Source organism: Actinoplanes sp. NPDC023801 (assembly GCF_040639655.1).
GTDB lineage: Bacteria > Actinomycetota > Actinomycetes > Mycobacteriales > Micromonosporaceae > Actinoplanes.
This window is the reverse complement of record NZ_JBFAAI010000005.1, coordinates 239,276-256,920: the sequence shown is the minus strand read 5'-3', so window position 1 is coordinate 256,920 and position 17,645 is coordinate 239,276. Positions and strand designations below refer to the sequence as shown.

Genomic DNA, 17,645 nt, shown 5'->3' with positions numbered 1-17,645 from the left:
TTTGTTGGCTCGCTGTAATTGCTCGCGCAGTTACTGGGTCGCGTTGTCATGGCCGGCGGTTGATCAGCGCATTCCCGAGGGGCGTCCGGAGATACAACACCGAACGCCCCGACCGGGCCCGCGTGACCAGCCCGGAACGCAGCAGCACCGCGAGATGGTCGCCGACCGCACCCGCCGCCATGCCGAACGCCCGCGCCAGCTGACTCGTGCTGGCCGCGTCGGCGAGCGAGTCGAGCAGCAGCGCCCGGGACCGGCCGAGCAGCGCCGCCAGGTGATCCGGTGCCGGTCGAGGCCCGTCCTCCAGCAGGGTCGCCACCCCGCGGGCCGGGTAGACGATCGCTTTCGGCCACGGGTCATCGGCGTAGAACGCGATCTCCGGCCAGACGAACACCGACGGCACCAGCAGCAGGCCTCGGCCGGCCAGGGAGACCACCTCGTCCGTACGCCCGTCGCCCCCGCGGCCGTTGATCTCCAGCCCGTCAGAAGACCGCCGGTCAGAGAACCGCCTGTCGATCTGGATGCCGCCGTCCCGCCAGCGCACTCTCGGATGCAGCCCGGCCAGCGCGGCGCCCCAGCCGGCCCGGCCCAGTTCGGCGGCGCGGTGTACCACGTCCCGCTCGCACAGCAGCCGCATCCGTGGCCAGTCCTCGGCCAGCAGCCCGGACCAGGCGGCGGTGAGCGCCAGCGCCAGGCGTTCCAGCACGTCCGGCCCGGTCAGTACGTCCCGGGCGGCGGCGCTGACGTCGGACCGGCGGGCCAGATAGAACTCGATCTCCGCCCGCGCGGCCGCCTGAGGTGCCGCACGCAGTGCCGCGAGATCCTCCTCGATGCTCTGCGCGAGCCGGTCCGGTGGCGGGCACAGGAACGTCGCACCCTCCCGCTCGGTGTGCAGTGCGAGGACCGCGTCCACCGCCGGATCGCCGGCCCGCAGCCGCTCGAACGGTGGCCGCAGCCGCGACAGCCAGGCCTCCGGCACACCCCGGCGATGCGGCCCGGCCAGTGCTCGCAGCACGTTCTGCAGTTCGAACACCGGTGACAGCGCGAACCGCGTCCGTACCAGATCCTCCGCGCCCACCTCGAACCGCACGGCCCGACCCTACGCCGCGGGACCTGACCCTACGCCGCTGGACCTTACGCCAGTGGACGAAACATTCGCTGTCCGCGGCGGCCCCCGGCACGCTCGCGGCATGACCGTCACCGAACGTCCGGCCACCTATCGGGAGGTGTTCGCGGAGCCGAGTTTCCGTACCCTCTTCGTGGCCCGCGGTTTCGCGATCAGCGCCACCTCGCTGCAGATCTTCGCCCTGTCCGTGCTCGTCTACACGACGACCGGATCGCCGCTGCTGAGCGCGCTGGCCTTCGGAGCCGGGTTTCTGCCGCAGTTCGTCGGGGGCCTGTTGCTGGGCTCACTGACCGACCGGCTCCGCTCCCGGCCGCTGATCGTGGCCGGTTATGCCGCCGAGGCTGCGCTCAGCACCACGCTGGCCCTGGCCGACCTGCCCGTCGTAGCAGCGTGCTGCTGGTGGCGGCCATCGCCACGGTCACCCCGGTCTTCGCCGGTGCGGCCGCGAAAGTCATCGCCGAACGGCTCACCGGCGACGCGTACGTTCTCGGCCGCGCCGTTTCCTCCATGTCGTCATCGATCGCCCAGCTCCTCGGGCTGGCCGGTGGCGGCGTTGCGGTGGCCGCGCTCGGCGCCCGGGACGCGCTGCTCCTGTCCGCCGCCGGCTTCCTGCTCGCCGCCGCCGCCGCGATGCAGCTCACCCTCAGCGCAGAAGCCGGCGCACCCGCTGAGTCCGCCGGACCCGCTGAATCTGCTGCACCCGTCGGACCTGCTGCACCCGTCGGACCTGCTGCACCCGTCGGACCTGCTGCACCCGTCGGACCTGCTGAATCCGCCGGACCTGCCGGCACTCCGGCCGGCCGCGCTGTGAACCCGGTCCGGAAGCGGCCCGGCGCGGTCCGGGACAGCTGGATCGGGGCCCGGGACATGCTCGCTCACCCCACTATCCGGCGGCTGCTGCTCGCGCAGTGGCTGCCGTGCGCCCTCGCGGTGGGTGCGGAGGCCCTGCTCGTCTCCTACGGCGCCCGCCGCGGCCTCCCGGCCGGATCCGGGGCGCTGCTGATGGGCGCCCCCGCGGCCGGCATGCTCCTCGGCGACCTGATTGTCGGCCGCTTCGTCCGCCCGGCCGGGCGCGAACGGCTCACCGCTCCGCTCGTGCTGCTGCTGGGTGCGCCGCTGCTGCTGTTGCCGGCGAACCCGCCGCTTCCGGTGACCGTGACGTTGCTGGTGCTCTCCGGCTTCGGATTCGCCTACAGCCTCGGCCTGCAGCGAGCGTTCCTGGAAGCCGCCCCGCCGGACCGCGTGGGCCAGCTGTTCGCGCTGCTCTCCACCGGCATGATGGCGCTGCAGGGCACCGGCCCGCTGCTGGCCGGAGCACTCGCCGAACTCACCTCCCCAGCCATCGCGATAGCCACCGCGGGCGCGGCGACGATGCTGGTCACGATCCTGGTCCGCCGCTGAATTTCACTCGCCGATGGTCCTCATCCGGCGCTGAGGAGCTCGCGGACCCGGGGGATGACCTTCGTGGCGTACAGCTCGATGCAGTTCGTCAGGTGTTCGTGGGGGAGAGGGCCGTGCGAGTACTTCAGGTTGAAACGGTCGACCTCGAGGGCTTTGACCGTCGCGGCGATCTTCCGGGCCACCGTCTCGGGTGAGCCGACGTGCCAGGCGCCCTCGGTGACGTCGGCCTCGAAACGGGCGCGGGTCGCCGGCGGCCAGCCCCGTTCGCGGCCGATACGGTCCAGGTTGCGGCGGGCGTGCGGCCACAGGATGTCGACCGCCTGCTGATCGGTCTCGGCCACGAAGCCGGGGCAGTGGACACCGATCGGCTGTGCTTCCTGCTCGAGTTCTTTCAGGGCGCGGCGGTACAGCTCGGTGTACGGCGCGAACCGTGCCGGGGCGCCACCGATGATCGCCAGGACGAGCGGCAGGCCGTACCGGGCGGCGCGGACCACCGACTCGGGACTGCCGCCCACGCCGATCCACGTGCGGATGCGGCCGGACTCGGTCTTCGGGTAGACCTGCTGATCGCGCAGCGGCGGGCGGATCGAGCCCTCCCACGTGACCGGGCCCTCGGACAGCAGCTCGGACATCAAATCGAGCTTCTCGGCGAACAGGCGCTCGTAGTCGGCCAGCTCGTACCCGAACAGCGGGAACGACTCGGTGAACGAACCGCGGCCCAGCATGATCTCGGCCCGGCCGCGGGAGACGGCGTCAAGCGTGGCGAAGCGCTCGAACACCCGTACCGGATCATCGGAACTCAGAACCGTGACCGCCGTGCCGAGCCGGATCCGTTGGGTCCTCGCCGCGATGGCCGCGAGCACGATCTCCGGTGAGCTGATCGCGTAGTCGTCGCGGTGATGCTCGCCGACGCCGAAGAAGTCCACGCCGAGCCGGTCGGCGAGCACACCCTGCTCGACGACGTCCCGGATCACCTCCGCGTACGGCTTGCCGTTGACGTCACCGAAGGTGTCCAGGCCGAATTCCACCCGACGATCTTAACGATGCCGCTTTCAGCAACAGTGCCCCTTTCAGCAGCAGTGCCCCTTTTAGCGACGCCCCTTCAGGCGCCTGCCCATCTCCTTGGCGATCTCCTTCTTCGCATCCCGCTCAGCCATGACCTGCCTTTTGTCGTACGACTTGAGGCCCCTCGCCACGCCGAGCTCGATCTTGGCCCATCCGTCCTTGAAGTAGAGCGACAGCGGCACGAGGGTGAGGCCCGAGCCGTCACGCAGCTGGTTGAGGATCTTGACGATCTCGACCTTGTGCAGCAGCAGCTTGCGGGTGCGGCGCGGCGTGTGGTTCGTCCACGAGCCGAAGCCGTACTCCGCGATGTGCAGGCCGTACAGCATGATCTCGCCCTCGTGCTCCTGCGCGAACGTGTCCACCAGCGAGGCCCGGCCCAGACGCAGGGACTTCACCTCGGTGCCGGCCAGCACCAGCCCCGCCTCGTAGGTCCTCAGGATGGCGTAGTCGTGCCGCGCCTTCTTGTTCGACGCGATCAGCTTGACGCCGGTCTCCCTGGGCATGTCTCTCCCTAGGCTTCCGGTGCGGGGTCGCTCAGGTCGGCGGGGATCGTGCGGCGCATCGAGTACGTCACGCTGCTCAGCCGATGCGGCTCGTCCTTCACGTGGATGACCGCCCGGTCGTACGCCTGCCAGCCGGCCTGCCCGGCCCGGTTCAGGTGCCGCAGGTCGTCGAAGCGCTCATCGGTTCCCCAGCGCAGCACACCGCCGGGGTGATGAAACGTCGCGGTCCAATCCATGAAGCGGTCGGCCCCGAGCGTGCCCGCCGCGCGGTACTCCAGCCGCGCATATTCCCAGTTGTCCACGCCGGTGATTATGCCGTCCGATTCGGCCTACTGCCGTTCGGAGATGACCGTGCGTCCGTCCCAATACCGGAATTGCTGTGCCACCAGGTCTTTCAGTACCGCCTGGTCGACGTCGGCGAGTCGTTTGAGGTACAGGCACGACTTACCCGTCCGGTGCGGGCCGAGGCGGGCGATCAGGTCGTCGTAGCCGTCGAAGCCCGCCGAGATGTAGAGCGTCAGGGCCTCCTTGCGCGGCGACAACGCGATGGCCGGCCAGTCGCCGGTACGACCCGACGCGTACCGGTAGTGGTAGGTGCCGAACCCGATGATCGCGGCGCCCCACATCGCCGGTTCGGCGCCGGTCGCCTCGGTCATCAGCGCACAGGCCGCCTCGGCATCCTCGCGGCGCCGCGGATCAGCGACGGCCGCCAGGAAGTCGGCCACGCTCAGATCGTTCCGCGTCGTCTTCGGCTCCACCATCACGCCAGCCCTGCCATCACGCCAGCCCTGTCATCACGCCAGCCCCGCCGGCCCTGTCCGCCCCGCCAGCCTTGTCATCAGGCCAGCGTAGAGTTCGTCTGCCGATTCACCTAGGCTTCGCCGTCATGAGTGGCGACGGGGTGTTGCGGCATCAACCTCTGCACGATGGGTTCGTGGCGGCGCAGGGGCAGCGTGAGGGGATCGCCGAGGCCATCGAGCGGTACTTCGGGCCCGTCGACTTCGTCTACCACGAGTTCGGATCACATCTGGTGAGCGTGCACGTGTACGTGATCGCGCCGACCGAGGAGCGGCCCTACCGCACGCTGATCACTTCCGGGATGAGCGGCCGATGAGCGTGCCGGAGGGCATCAGCCCGTACGCCGAAGTCATGCTCTGCCTGCCCGCCGACTGGCCGCTCAAGGAGTCCTACCCCGGCAACCCGGACGTCGACTGGCCGATCACGCTGCTGAAGCAGGTCGCGCGGCTGCCGCACGAGTACGGCACGTGGATCGGCCCATGGCATTCGCTGCCGAACGGGGACCCGGCCGAGCCGTACGCCGCGAGCACGCCGTTCGCCGGGGCCGTCATCACGCCGATGTTGAGAGTGCCCGCCGAGGCACGGAGCATCACCGTTCCCGGCGGCACCGCACCCGACGGTACGGAGATCAACGTGCTCGCGGTGGTCCCCCTGCACCGGGACGAGGTAGCCGTCAAGATCGAACGGGGGACCGACGCGCTGATCGAGGTGCTGGACCGCGGGCGGGTGACGGAACTGCTCGATCCGTCCCGACCGTCCTTCGCCGTGGTTCGATAGGCGGCACGGCCGAACGCCGCGACGGTCCGCCGCCTCAGCCGGTGCGGGGTGACTGGAGGTGCGCCGGTGGGCGTAGGTCACCGCGTGACTGGCCCGCCCTGCCTTGAAGCCGGGCGGGCCAGTGATGCGTCAGTCGAGGGCGGCCTGCACTGCGGGCAACCAGCGGGCGGCGATCTTGGCGTTGCCGGCGTCGTTGGGGTGCACGCCGTCGTAGGTGTCCGTGGTGGTGTTGAAGCCGGTCCACTGGTCGACCACGGTGACCGGGGACGCCGCGGTACTCAGTGACGCGGCCCAGGCCGGGATCGCGGCGTTCAGGGCGACCACCCGCTGGCCGCAGTCGGTGCAGGTGGGCGGGTTCAGCGGGATGATCTGGGCGACGACGACATGGACCCGCGGATTGGCGGCGCGCATCTGGCCGACCAGGGTGGTGTAGGCGTTGAGGATCGTGCCGGCCGGGATGTTGCTCCACGCGTCGTTGGTGCCGAAGTGCATCAGGACCACGTCGGGGTCGGCGGTGGCGAGCCAGGCCGGGAGCAGGTTCTGGCCGGCCACGTTGGTCACCAGATAGCCGCCGTGACCGTCGTGCTCACCGTCGTACGGGAAGCCGCAACCGTCGCCCGGCAGGGTGCCGACGAAATCGACCTCGGTGGCCGGGAGCTGCCGCCAGAGCAGAGCCCGCCAGCAGCCCGGCGAGCCGGTGATCGAGTCGCCCAGGGCCATGATCCTCGTCTTGGCGCCGGTGCCGGTGCTCGGGGAGGGCGACGGCGGTTCACTGGTGGGCGTGGTGGGGACGACGCCGCCGGTGCACGTCACGCCGTTGAGGGTGAACGCGGTGGGCACCGGGTTGCTGCCGGTCCACGAGCCGTTGAAGCCGAACGAAGCCGTGCCGTTGGTGGCAAGTGACCCGTTCCATGCGGCGTTGCGGACCGTCACGGCCGAGCCCGACTGGGTGACCGCGCCGTTCCACAGCTGGGTGATGGTCTGTCCGGCCGGGAACGTGAACACCAGCGACCAGCCGGGGAGCGGGTCGCCGAGGTTGGTGACGTCCACGGCCGCGCCGAAGCCGCCGGTCCACTGACTGCTGACGGTGTACTTCACCGAACAGCCGGCGGCGGCGTTGGCGCTGGTAGCGGCGGCCACCGTACCGAATGACAGGAGAGCGGTGACGATACCGAGGACGGACCATTTTCGTCTTTGCACGGGTTGCCTCCGGGGATGTGCTTGACGGGCGCGCGGGGACAGCGCACCCTGGGAGCGCTCCCAATTAACGCACATCTATGGGACTCGAGGAATGGAGTCGCAAAGAATGGTCACCCGTCGATTCGTCGCTGCCCGGGAGAGGCGCTGGTGCTGGGCGAGACGTGCGGCGCGATGGGATGGGTGCCGCATGGGTCAGCGGCCGTGGTGGAACGGGATCGGCAGCGCGGGGGCGCAGCCGGTCGCGGATCGGTCGCCGGCCGGGAGAGCGTGGGGAGACCCGGGTGCTACGGGACCGGGCTCCCCACGTTCCGGCTGATCCTGTTCCGGCTGCTCAGGAAGGCGGCCGGTCAGGACGGCGGCTGGGCGGGCATGAGAGCCTCGGTGCCCAGACCGCGGATCGAGGCGTCGAGGACCTGGGCGGTGTGCGCGAGAGCGATCGAACCGCCCTTGCGCCGGACCGCGGCGGCGACCTGCATGAGGCAGCCGGGATTCGCGGTGACGAGCAGTTCCGCGCCGGTGGCCAGGACGGCCTCGGCCTTGCGGTCACCGAGTTCGGCAGCCGGCGCCGGGTTCAGGACGTTCCACACGCCGGCCGAGCCGCAACAGATCTCCGCCTCGCGGATCGGCCGGACCGCCAGCCCGGGAATGCCGGCCAGCAGCGCGCGAGGCTGGGCCCGGACGCCCTGGGCGTGCCCGAGATGGCAGGCGTCGTGGTAGGCGACCGACATCGGCAGCGGATGACGGCGCGCCACCGGGCCGAGTTCGACGAGCAGCTCGGACAGGTCACGGACCTTCGCGGTGAACGCCGCGGCGCGATCGGCGTAGTGCGGGTCGTCGGCGAGCAGGTCGTCGTACTCCTTCAGTGACGAGCCGCAACCGGCCGCGTTGACCACGAAGTAGTCCATGCCGGTTTCTTCGAACGTGTCGATCAGCTTGCGGGCGAACCGCTGCGCCTCGGCCCGGCGGCCGTTGTGCAGGCTCAGCGCACCGCAGCAGCCCTGGCCCGGCGGGATCAGTACCTCACAGCCCTCGGCCGCGAGGACGCGTACGGTCGCCGCATTGACGTCCGGGAAGAACGCGGACTGAACACAACCGGTCAGCATGCCCACCAGAGCCCGCCGGGGGCCGCGGGCGTGCACGCGGGCCGGCGGGCGCGGCACCGCACGTACCGGCGGCGCCAGCGAATCCAGGGTGGCGAGGGCCGGCGCGAGGCGGTGCAGCAGTCCGCTGCGGTCCACGAGCTTCTTGAGACCCGTCATCCGGTACGCCCGGAGCGGTCCCCGCAGCAGCCGGAGCCTTCGCGGGTACGGGAACAGCGCGAAGATCGCCGCCCGTAGCGCCCGGTCCCGCGGGCCGCGCTGATGACGGCGTTCCACCTGGGCGCGGGTGTCCTCGATCAACCGGTCGTAACGCACGCCGGACGGGCACGCCGTCACGCACGCCATGCAGCCCAGGCAGCGGTCGAAGTGGGTGACCATCGAGTCGCTCAGCGGTTCACCGGACAGGCCCTGCCCGATCAGGTGGATGCGGCCGCGCGGCGAGTCCATCTCCTCGCCCCACAGCACATAGGTCGGGCAGGTCGTCAGACAGAAGCCGCAGTGAACGCAATCGGACACCAGGTCGGCGCTCGGCGGGTGTTCGCCGTCGAAGGCGGGCGGTCCGGGCGGCGGAGTCGTCCCGTTCTCGGCGGCCCGCAGCGCATCGACCGGGGGAGTGCCGGTGCCACGAGGGGCGTCTATGTCGGCCATTCAGGAAACCTCCCGTGATCAGATGCCGCCGACGAAGCGGCCCGGAGCGAAACGGTGGTCCGGATCGAACTGCTCCTTGACGCGGCGCATCAGCTCCAGGCCGGGCACCGGTCCCCACATGTCGAGCCGGTCGCGGACGGAGTCCGGTGCGGTGAGGACCACCGCATGCCCGCCGGCCGTGGTCGCCGCCGCGCGCAGCAGACCCACCAGCCGGGCGGCCTCGTCCGCCGAAGCCGGCCGGACCGGGCCACCGGCATGGAGAACACCGGTGCCGGCCGAACCGCGGACGGTCAGGCCCGCGTCCACGGCGGCGGTGACCAGGGCGGGCACGGCGGAGAGGACGCAGGTCAGCTTCAGACCCAGGCCGCCGTCCGGCCACGGTGGAGTGTTCCACCAGGGCGGGGCCTCGTCGGTGACCTCGCCGTCGAGCAGCCCGGCCAGTGCGGCGGCCCGGTCGCGGACACCGGCCTCGGTGCCCTCCAGCAGCACGGCGATCTCCGGGTCGGCGCCGGGGGCGGCGTTGATCTCGAGGGCGCTGGCCGCGAACTGGCCGGCCAGGACGTCCGCGGCTCGGGTGGCCGGCGCGATCGCGCGTACGAAAGAGGTGGCCGGCGGAACCGGATGCAAGCGGAAGACGCACTCGGTGATCAGGCCGAGCGTGCCTTGCGAGCCGGTGTAGAGCTTGCCCAGGTCGTAGCCGGCGACATTCTTGACCACCTTGCCGCCCGCGCGGGTGATCCGGCCGTCCGGCCGGACCACCGTGATGCCGATCAGCAGATCACGGGCGGTGCCGTAGCGCAGTCGCCGCGGACCGCTGGTGTTCGCCGCGACCGTGCCGCCGGCCGTCGCCGACGGGGGAGCGTCCAACGCCAGCTGTTGTCCGGGGAGGCAGTGCAGTTCGGCCATCGGCGTGCCGGCCCGGACCACGGTGATCAGGTCGCCGGCGGCGTGTTCGACGACCCCGGCCAGACGCCGGGTGTCGATGATCAGGTCCAGGTCGCGTGGCGGCGGACCGTGATGCAGCGTGGTGCCGCTGCCGCGGATCACCACGGCCAGGTCGCGGGTCTCCGCGATCAGCGCGGCCGCCTCCTCGGTCGTCGCCGGTGCCGCGACCAGGCGGGCAGGCACCCCGCAGACCGTGTCGTCGTCACCGGCCTTGTTGGCGAGATCATCCAGAACGCTCATCGCCCGCCTCCCGCGGTGCGCCCCGGAAATCCAGTGGGGCGGGAACGGCCCGGCATCAGAGGACCCGGCATCAGAAGACCTCCGCCACGTCGGTCTCGTGCAGCGGGTGGGCGCCCTGGCGGCGGCCCGGGCGTTCGCCGCACAGGCGCGGGGTGGGGAACACCTTGCCCGGGTTGGCGATGCCGCCGGGGTCGAAGGCGCAACGGACAAGCTGCATCGTGTCGAGGTCGTCGTCGCTGAACATCCGCGGCATGTAGCGGGCCTTGTCGACGCCGACGCCGTGTTCGCCGGTAATCGAGCCGCCGTACTCGATGCACAGGTCGATGATGGCGCCCGAGACCGTCTCGGCGCGGCCGGCCTCGCCGGGGACGGCGTCGTCGAACAGGACCAGCGGGTGCAGGTTGCCGTCACCGGCGTGGAAGACGTTCGCGACCCGTACGCCGTGTTCGGCGGCCACGGCGGAGATGCGGCGCAGCACCTCGGGCAGCGCGGTCCGTGGGATCACGCCGTCCTGGACGATGTAGTCGGGGCTGATCCGGCCGACCGCCGCGAACGCCGACTTGCGGCCGCGCCAGATCAGCTGCCGTTCGGTGTCATCGGCGGCGACCCGCGTCTCGAACGCCCCGTTCTCGTCGCAGAGGCGGCTGACCTCGTCGAACTGGGCCTCCACCTCGGCGGCGGGACCGTCCAGCTCGACGATCAGCACCGCGCCCGCCCCGGCCGGATAGCCGCAGTGGACGGCGGCCTCGGCGGCCTCGATGGAGAGCGCGTCCATCATCTCGATCGCGGCCGGAACCACACCGGCGGCGATGATCGCCGAGGTGGCGGCGCCGGCCTGGTCGGTGCTGCGGAACGCGGCCAGCAGGGTGCGGACCGTTTCCGGTAGCCGGGTCAGCCGGACCGTCACCTCGGTCGCGACGCCGAGGGTGCCCTCCGAGCCGACGAAGGCGCCGAGCAGGTCGTACCCGGGTGTGTCGGGCGCCGCCCCGCCGAGCCGTACCAGGTCGCCATCGGGGGTGACGACCTGCAGGCCGGTCACGTGATTGGTGGTGAAGCCGTACTTCAGGCAGTGCGCGCCACCGGAGTTCTCCGCCACGTTGCCGCCGATCGAGCAGATCTGCTGACTCGACGGGTCGGGTGCGTAGTAGTAGCCGTACCCGGTGGCAGCCTGTGTGACCTGCAGGTTGATGACGCCCGGCTGGACCACGGCGCGTTCGTCGGCCGGGCTGATCGACAGGATCTCGCGCAGCTGGGAGGTGACGATCAGGACGCCTTCGGCGTGCGGCAACGCCCCGCCGGACAGGCCGGTGCCGGAACCGCGGGCCACGAACGGGACCTTCGCCTCGGCGCAGGCGCGGACCACCGCGGCGACCTGGGCGGCGGTCCGCGGCAGGACGACCAGCGCCGGGACGACCTTGTAGTGGGCAAGGCCGTCACACTCGTACGTCCGGAGCTGTTGCCTGTCGGTGATGACCTGGTCGGAGGCCAGCTCGGCACGAAGCCGAGCGGCGATGGCATCGATCCCGGTCATCGGAACCTCCTCGGCGACACTGCCCTGCCGTCACCCTAACCCGGACATCGGGATGTCACGCCAGCCCTGTTGTCCTCTGCAGACCCGGATGTCACGTCAGGGCTGCACGTCAGGGCTGATCGCCGGTGAGGAGCCAGTGCCGGCCCGCGGTCCAGCCGGTCAGCGGCCGCGCCTCCCCGCCGGCCAGCACGGTCCGCAGCCCGGCCACGGCCGGGGCGAGCAGGCCGCGCTCCGGCAGGTCCTCGACGACGGAATCCGCGCCGCCCAGCGAGAGGAAGAAGATCATCTGGCGCCAGGCGTACGCGATGTCCTTCAGCGTCCGGAGCGCCATCGGCCGTGCCGCCAGCCGTTCCACCGTCGCCCAGCAGGACCGCGCGGCAGCCGTCGCGTCGACCGTCGCTCCGGCGCCCGTCACCAGTGTGGCGAGGTTGTGGGTGGTGAGGATCTGCGCCTGCTCGATGATCATCCCGTTCGTGGCCGGCAGGTTACGGGCCCGCACCCCGGCCCGGGTCCGGCACAGGGCCGCGAAGTCCGGCGAGATCGGCGGACGTTTGCCGGTGACGGTCAGCCCGGCGATCGCGGCGTAGTCGATGCGGTAGTAGCGCTCGTACAACGTCCCGGCGAGCAGTCCGCCGGCCCGCTGCGCCGCGTACAGGAACTTAGCGGTGAACCGGCCGTCGAAGATGTCCGCCGCGAGCTCCTCGACCCAGGGCAGCCCGAGATCGGCCTCCCGGCTCAGCGCGGTCAGCTCGCGGACCATCGGGTTCGGCAGCAGGGTGCCCGGGAACGCACTCAGCACCAGGCTGCCCAGCCGGCGCAGCGCCGCCGCGGCCGCGGCACGGGAGTCCCCACCCGGCGCGCGGTGGGCGGCGACCGCACGTACCCACGGCAGCTCCTCCAGCCGCGCCTGGCTCTCCAGGTCGGTGAGCAGCAGCGAGCGCCGGTTGCGGAACGCGAGGTAGTTGGCGGCCATCAGGGCGCTCAGGTCCGGATCGGGGTAGGCGGCGCCGACCGCCTGGGCGGTGACCCGCGGCACGAGACCGGCCAGCACCTCGGCCGACGGGACCAGCCCGGCCGCGACCAGATCCTCGACCGGGGCGGCGGTGGCCCGGCGCACGACGGCCCGGATCGGATCCGGGACGGCGACCGGGCGGGCCGCGGCGCCGACCGGTACCGGTCCGTTCAGTGCCGGTCCGTTCAGTGCCGGTTTGACCAGTGCCGATTCGACCAGTGCCGGGCCGATCGGTACCGGCTGGAGCAGCGGTTCGGTGTCGGCGATGCCGGTGTGCTGGGGAAGGGCCGCGAGGCGTTCGGCGACGGCCGCCGCGATCACGTGGTGCGCCGGCCGGGCGGCGTCGGCGGCCTGCCGGGCCCGCAGTGCGGTGTGTTCCGTGCCGCCGGGCGTACCGCGCCGCCGGACCATGGCGTCGACCACGGTCTGCGTCATCCCGCGACGCCACTCCCGCCCGTCCAGGACATCGGTCAGCGCCTCGCGCAGCACGGTGAGGTTCGCCTTCGGGCCGCAGTGCCGCCGGCTCGGTGGGTGCCGGCGCGCGAGCAGCGGATACTCGTCCAGCAAAGCCCGCGCTTCGCGCTTCCAGTCAACATCCGTGTGTACGCCCACGCGGCCGTCGCGCATGCTGGCGAGCCAGAGGGCCAGCATCCGGTCGGCGTAGAGGTTCCAGACGGCGAGGGTGTCACGCATCGTCTCGATCCGTGGTTTCGGCTCGCGGCTCCGCAGTTTCCCGGCGGCCTCGCCCGCGGTGGCGCGCCAGACCAGTTCCGGGGCGACGGCCGGGCCGGGCGCGGTCCGCGGCGTGAAGCAGAGCAGTCCCGAATACGGCTGCACCTCGGCCAGCAGGGCGAGCGCGGCCGTCTCGTCGTCGGCGCGCAGCAGCCACGCCAGCACCGGCAGCACCGCCTCCTCCGGCAGGCCGACGGTCCAGTGCTGGTCCGTCGGGTGCTGGTCCGTCGGGTGCTGGCCTGTCCGGTGCTGGCCTGTCTGGTGCTGGTCCGCCCCGTGCCCGTCCAGCAGCGTCCGCAACTCGTCGCGGCGGATCGGATCCAGACGATGACCGAAGATCTCGGCACGTGACTGCTCGAGGTGGTGCCGCCGGGCGTACTCCATCTCGGCCGCGGACAGCGGGCCGCTCGCGGCCGCCTTGCCGGTCGCGAAACCGCCGTGAATCACCTCAGGCGTGACCCACACCGGCAGGCCGCGGACCGGGGTCCGTGACCCGATCCGCAGCCTGCCACGCAGCATCCCGGCGAGCACCGCCCGCCACTGGCCGGCCTTCTCCGCGTTTCCGTCCGCCTCGGCCCGGGCCAGCTGCCCGGACGGGTAGCCGAGACCGATGTCGTCCCCGTTCTCCGTCATGCCGGCATGGCGGGTTCCGCCCCCGCGCCCTCCCGGTCCCGAGCCGGGTGCTCTGCTGCTGAGCTACATGCCGCTGTTGATGGCTGGACCCTACCGACGGCGGCCGGTCCGGGGCGAGCCGGTTTCCCGCCGGTTCGGCGGTGGCCCGCCGGTCTGGCAGGATGGCCGGATGTTCGTGACCGCCAGACCCGTCCGCGCGGCCCTGGGTGCCGTCTGTGCCCTGGTCATGGCCGCCGGGTGCAGCGCCTCCGACGACTCCGGGCCGGACGACGGGCTGATCACCGTGACCACCATGCGGGGCGCGTTCCTGCAGCCCACCGAGATCGGCCCGGCCTGGGCCGCGCCGCAGCAGAGCGCGAGCCCTCAGCAGATGGTCAGTTTCTGTGGCGGCACGAGCGCTCCGCCGCAGGCACCGCCCGGCGCCGAGCTGGTGTCGTCGTCCGCGAGCGACGAGGGCGAGAAGGGCGCGCAGACCCTGCAGCAGACGGCGCTGGTCTTCGCCGACACCGCCAGCGCGGAGGCCGGCCACGCGCTGCTGCGGGCGGTCGCCGACCAGTGCCCCGCGTCGTCCGAGGTCCCGGCCACCGTGACGGCCGACCGCAACGAACCCGCCTACACCGAGAAGCTCGAGGTCCGTGACCTCAACGAGGGCGCCTGGTCCGGGTTCGTGATCATCCGGCACAAGCTGTACGAGGCGGCGCACCCGGGCACCGCCGAGACCGCGGTCGCCGTCCTGCGCACCCGCAACGTGGTGCTGGTGGACACCTATGCGATCTACCGGCTGAACAACGCGAGCCCTTCACCCGCCTTCGAGAGCGACTGGAAGCGGCTCGTCGGGTCGGTCGTGCAGCGAGTGGGCTGAGCGGCCTGGCTGAGCGGCCTGGCTGAGCGGGCCGGACTGAGCGGGCTGGGCCGGCCGGCTGGGATGGACAGCTCGACGTTCGTCGTCTAATGTTCGCGGTGCGCCGTTGCGAGTTCTTCCCCCGTGGAATTCGCAGCGGCGCCCTTATTTTGTGCCGTGAACCGTGCCGGCACGCCCCTCTCGCCACGTGATCAGCAGCAGGATGCTCGTTGTTGCTCGGAGAGAGCGTGTACCGATCAGGCTCGTCCGCACCCGTGTGGAAAAAGCCACGGGACTGTTAACTATTCACTCCGGTCGTGCTTAGCCTTACGAATCCCAGGGCAGGAACTGGTACCCGCCGCGGATTCTTAACCAGCTGGATCATGACCGGAGGTAGAGGCATGAAGTTCGTCTACGACTTCGCCGAGGGCAACAAGGACCTCAAGGATCTGCTGGGTGGCAAGGGCGCCAATCTCGCGGAGATGACCAACCTCGGCCTGCCCGTGCCGCCCGGCTTCACGATCACCACCGAGGCGTGTCAGCAGTACCTGCGCAACGGCACGCACGTCGACGGCCTGGCCGCCCAGATCGACGAACACCTCGCCACGCTGGAGGCGAAGATGGGCCGACGGCTCGGCGACCCGGCCGACCCGCTGCTCGTCTCGGTCCGGTCCGGTGCCAAGTTCTCGATGCCCGGCATGATGGAGACCGTTCTCAACGTCGGCCTCAACGACGCTTCCGTCGACGGGCTCTCCCGGCAGGCCGGTGGCAACGACCGGTTCGCGTGGGACTCGTACCGGCGCCTGATCCAGATGTTCGGCAAGACCGTGTGCGAGGTGCCCGGCCACGAATTCGAGGAGGCGCTGCACGACGCCAAGACCGCCAAGGGCGTCAAGGACGACGTGCAACTCGACGCCGACGACCTGCGGGCGCTGGTCACCGCGTACAAGAAGGTGTTCGTCAAGCACACCGGACACGAGTTCCCGCAGGACCCGCGTGAGCAGCTGGATCTCGCCGTCGAGGCGGTCTTCCGGTCCTGGAACGCCGACCGGGCCGTGCTCTACCGCCGCCAGGAACGCATTCCCGCCGACCTGGGCACCGCCGTCAACGTGGTCGCCATGGTCTTCGGCAACCTGGGCGCCGACTCCGGCACCGGCGTGGCCTTCACCCGCGACCCGGCCACCGGTGAACAGGGCGTCTACGGCGACTACCTGTCCAACGCGCAGGGCGAGGACGTCGTCGCCGGAATCCGCAACACGCTGCCGCTGGCGGACCTGGAACGGCTCGACAAGCGGTCCTACGACGAGCTGATGCACATCATGGCCACCCTCGAGGGCCACTACCGGGACCTTTGCGACATCGAGTTCACCATCGAGCGCGGCAAACTGTGGATGCTGCAGACCCGCGTCGGCAAGCGCACCGCGGCCGCCGCGTTCACCATCGCCGCCCAGCTCGTCGACGAGGGCGTCATCGACCTCGACGAGGCACTCACCCGGGTCAGCGGCGGCCAGCTCGCCCAGCTGATGTTCCCCCGCTTCGACCTCGCCTCGTCCCCTTCGTCTCTGACGCGTGGGGTCGGCGCGTCCCCGGGCGCGGCGTTCGGGGAGGTCGTCTTCACCTCGGCGCGGGCCGTCGAAGTGGCCGCCGAGGGCAAACCGGTCATCCTGGTCCGGCGCGAGACCAACCCCGACGACCTGCCCGGCATGATCGCCGCCAACGGCATCCTGACCAGTCGCGGCGGGAAGACCTCGCACGCCGCCGTCGTGGCCCGCGGCATGGGCAAGACCTGTGTGTGCGGCGCCGACGAGATGGAGGTCGGCAGGGACTCCTTCACGATCGGCTCGCACACCGTCCGGGAAGGGGACATCATCTCCATCGACGGCACCACCGGGCGCGTGTACCTCGGCGAGGTGCCGGTCCGGCCCAGCGAGGTCGTTCAATACTTCGAGGGCGACCTCGACCCGGCGAACGCCAACGATCCGCTGGTCGCGGCCGTGCACAGGCTTCTCACGCACGCCGACGAGCAGCGCCGGCTCAAGGTGCGCACCAACGCCGACACCGGCCTCGACGCGGCCCGCGCACGCCGCTTCGGCGCCCAGGGCATCGGGCTGTGCCGGACCGAGCACATGTTCCTCGGTGACCGGCGCGAACTTGTCGAACGCCTGATCCTGGCGCGCAGCGACACGGAACGCAACGAGGCGCTCGCTGCCCTGCAGCCGCTTCAGCGCGCCGACTTCCTGGAGATCTTCCGGGAGATGAACGGCCTGCCCGTCACCATCCGGCTCATCGACCCGCCGCTGCACGAGTTCCTGCCCTCGCTGGAGGAACTTGCCGTCAAGGTCGCCGTCGCCCACGAACACGGCCGCAGCGTCGAGCACGACGAGCAGCTGCTGGCCGCCGTCCGCCGGATGCACGAGCAGAACCCGATGCTGGGGCTGCGTGGCGTACGGCTGGGCCTGGTCATTCCGGGCCTGTTCGCGATGCAGGTCCGAGCCATCGCCGAGGCGGCCGTCGCTCTCGCCGCCGAGGGTGGCAAACCGCGCCCGGAGATCATGGTCCCGCTGGTCGGTGCCGTCCAGGAACTCGAGACCGTCCGTACCGAAGCCGAGAAGATCATCGCCTCGATCGTCGGCGACTCGGGCGTCGACGTCCTGATCGGCACCATGATCGAGGTTCCGCGGGCCGCCCTCACGGCCGGCCAGATCGCCGAGGCCGCCGAGTTCTTCTCCTTCGGCACCAACGACCTCACCCAGATGGCGTGGGGATTCTCCCGCGACGACGTCGAAGGCGCGTTCTTCTGGCGCTACCTCGAGCTCGGCATCTTCGGCATCTCGCCCTTCGAGTCCATCGACGCCGACGGGGTCGGCCGCCTCGTCCGCATCGCCGCCGAGGAGGGCCGCGCCGCCCGCCCCGGCCTCAAACTCGGTGTCTGCGGTGAACACGGCGGCGATCCCGACTCCGTCCACTTCTTCCACGAGGTCGGCCTGGACTACGTGTCCTGCTCACCGTTCCGGGTGCCGATCGCCCGTCTCGAAGCCGGCCGGGCCGCCGTCGCGTCGTCCGCGGTGGGCTCCGACCACCGCTGAGCAGCGGAGA

General features: G+C 71.2%; 16 protein-coding genes and 1 tRNA gene. 6 read left to right on the top strand and 11 right to left on the bottom strand.

The window, feature by feature from the left end; genetic code table 11:
* Positions 1–46 precede the first annotated feature (46 nt).
* Positions 47–1,087: a DUF5937 family protein gene (locus AB0G04_RS13110; protein WP_360981407.1), complete on the bottom strand. Its 1,041-nt coding sequence runs from the start codon at positions 1,085–1,087 to the stop codon at positions 47–49.
* A gap of 100 nt (positions 1,088–1,187) precedes the next feature.
* On the opposite strand from AB0G04_RS13110, the gene AB0G04_RS13105 reads away from it, so the two are divergent.
* Entirely contained in the window at positions 1,188–1,934 is a 747-nt protein-coding gene (locus tag AB0G04_RS13105) for a hypothetical protein (protein ID WP_360981404.1), read from the top strand.
* Complete coding sequence (locus AB0G04_RS13100) at positions 1,931–2,524, top strand: MFS transporter (RefSeq protein ID WP_360981401.1); 594 nt, start codon at positions 1,931–1,933, stop codon at positions 2,522–2,524. The genes AB0G04_RS13105 and AB0G04_RS13100 overlap by 4 nt, the downstream gene beginning before the upstream one ends.
* A gap of 20 nt (positions 2,525–2,544) precedes the next feature.
* Here the strand turns inward: AB0G04_RS13100 and AB0G04_RS13095 are convergent, their stop codons facing one another.
* The 4 genes from AB0G04_RS13095 to AB0G04_RS13080 are packed head-to-tail and all read right to left on the bottom strand — an operon-like array spanning position 2,545 to position 4,853.
* Positions 2,545–3,552, bottom strand: coding sequence for an LLM class flavin-dependent oxidoreductase (locus AB0G04_RS13095; RefSeq protein ID WP_360981397.1), 1,008 nt, complete (start codon positions 3,550–3,552; stop codon positions 2,545–2,547).
* A gap of 60 nt (positions 3,553–3,612) precedes the next feature.
* Positions 3,613–4,092, bottom strand: coding sequence for an SsrA-binding protein SmpB (gene smpB, locus AB0G04_RS13090; RefSeq protein WP_360981394.1), 480 nt, complete (start codon positions 4,090–4,092; stop codon positions 3,613–3,615).
* A gap of 8 nt (positions 4,093–4,100) precedes the next feature.
* On the bottom strand, positions 4,101–4,394 hold the full coding sequence (locus AB0G04_RS13085) for a hypothetical protein (RefSeq protein WP_360981391.1): 294 nt from the start codon (positions 4,392–4,394) through the stop codon (positions 4,101–4,103).
* Between the two features lie 27 nt (positions 4,395–4,421).
* The gene (locus AB0G04_RS13080) at positions 4,422–4,853 is read right to left on the bottom strand and encodes a DUF1801 domain-containing protein (protein WP_360981388.1); all 432 of its coding nucleotides are present in this window, start codon (positions 4,851–4,853) and stop codon (positions 4,422–4,424) included.
* Between the two features lie 125 nt (positions 4,854–4,978).
* Between AB0G04_RS13080 and AB0G04_RS13075 the strand changes: the two genes are divergently transcribed.
* Entirely contained in the window at positions 4,979–5,206 is a 228-nt protein-coding gene (locus tag AB0G04_RS13075) for a hypothetical protein (protein WP_360981385.1), read from the top strand.
* Positions 5,203–5,667, top strand: coding sequence for a suppressor of fused domain protein (locus AB0G04_RS13070; protein ID WP_360981382.1), 465 nt, complete (start codon positions 5,203–5,205; stop codon positions 5,665–5,667). Before AB0G04_RS13075 ends, AB0G04_RS13070 begins: the two co-directional genes overlap by 4 nt.
* Before the next feature lie 129 nt (positions 5,668–5,796).
* Here AB0G04_RS13070 and AB0G04_RS13065 read toward each other — a convergent pair whose 3' ends face one another.
* From AB0G04_RS13065 to AB0G04_RS13040, 6 genes are all read right to left on the bottom strand, one after another.
* Complete coding sequence (locus AB0G04_RS13065) at positions 5,797–6,867, bottom strand: cellulose binding domain-containing protein (protein ID WP_360981379.1); 1,071 nt, start codon at positions 6,865–6,867, stop codon at positions 5,797–5,799.
* Between the two features lie 347 nt (positions 6,868–7,214).
* Entirely contained in the window at positions 7,215–8,615 is a 1,401-nt protein-coding gene (locus AB0G04_RS13060; RefSeq protein ID WP_360981376.1) for a heterodisulfide reductase-related iron-sulfur binding cluster, read from the bottom strand.
* 18 nt (positions 8,616–8,633) lie between these two features.
* On the bottom strand, positions 8,634–9,800 hold the full coding sequence (locus AB0G04_RS13055) for an FAD-binding protein (RefSeq protein ID WP_360981373.1): 1,167 nt from the start codon (positions 9,798–9,800) through the stop codon (positions 8,634–8,636).
* A gap of 70 nt (positions 9,801–9,870) precedes the next feature.
* On the bottom strand, positions 9,871–11,331 hold the full coding sequence (locus AB0G04_RS13050; RefSeq protein ID WP_360981370.1) for an FAD-linked oxidase C-terminal domain-containing protein: 1,461 nt from the start codon (positions 11,329–11,331) through the stop codon (positions 9,871–9,873).
* Positions 11,332–11,440: 109 nt separating this feature from the next.
* Positions 11,441–13,708, bottom strand: a complete 2,268-nt coding sequence (locus AB0G04_RS13045) for a hypothetical protein (protein WP_360981367.1) — start codon at positions 13,706–13,708, stop codon at positions 11,441–11,443.
* Between the two features lies 1 nt (position 13,709).
* Positions 13,710–13,781, bottom strand: a tRNA-Pro gene (locus tag AB0G04_RS13040).
* A 96-nt stretch (positions 13,782–13,877) separates the two neighbouring features.
* Between AB0G04_RS13040 and AB0G04_RS13035 the strand changes: the two genes are divergently transcribed.
* A complete protein-coding gene (locus AB0G04_RS13035) occupies positions 13,878–14,570 on the top strand; it encodes a hypothetical protein (RefSeq protein ID WP_360981364.1) in 693 nt (230 codons plus the stop codon).
* A 380-nt stretch (positions 14,571–14,950) separates the two neighbouring features.
* A complete protein-coding gene (ppdK, locus tag AB0G04_RS13030; protein ID WP_360981361.1) occupies positions 14,951–17,635 on the top strand; it encodes a pyruvate, phosphate dikinase in 2,685 nt (894 codons plus the stop codon).
* Positions 17,636–17,645: the final 10 nt, after the last annotated feature.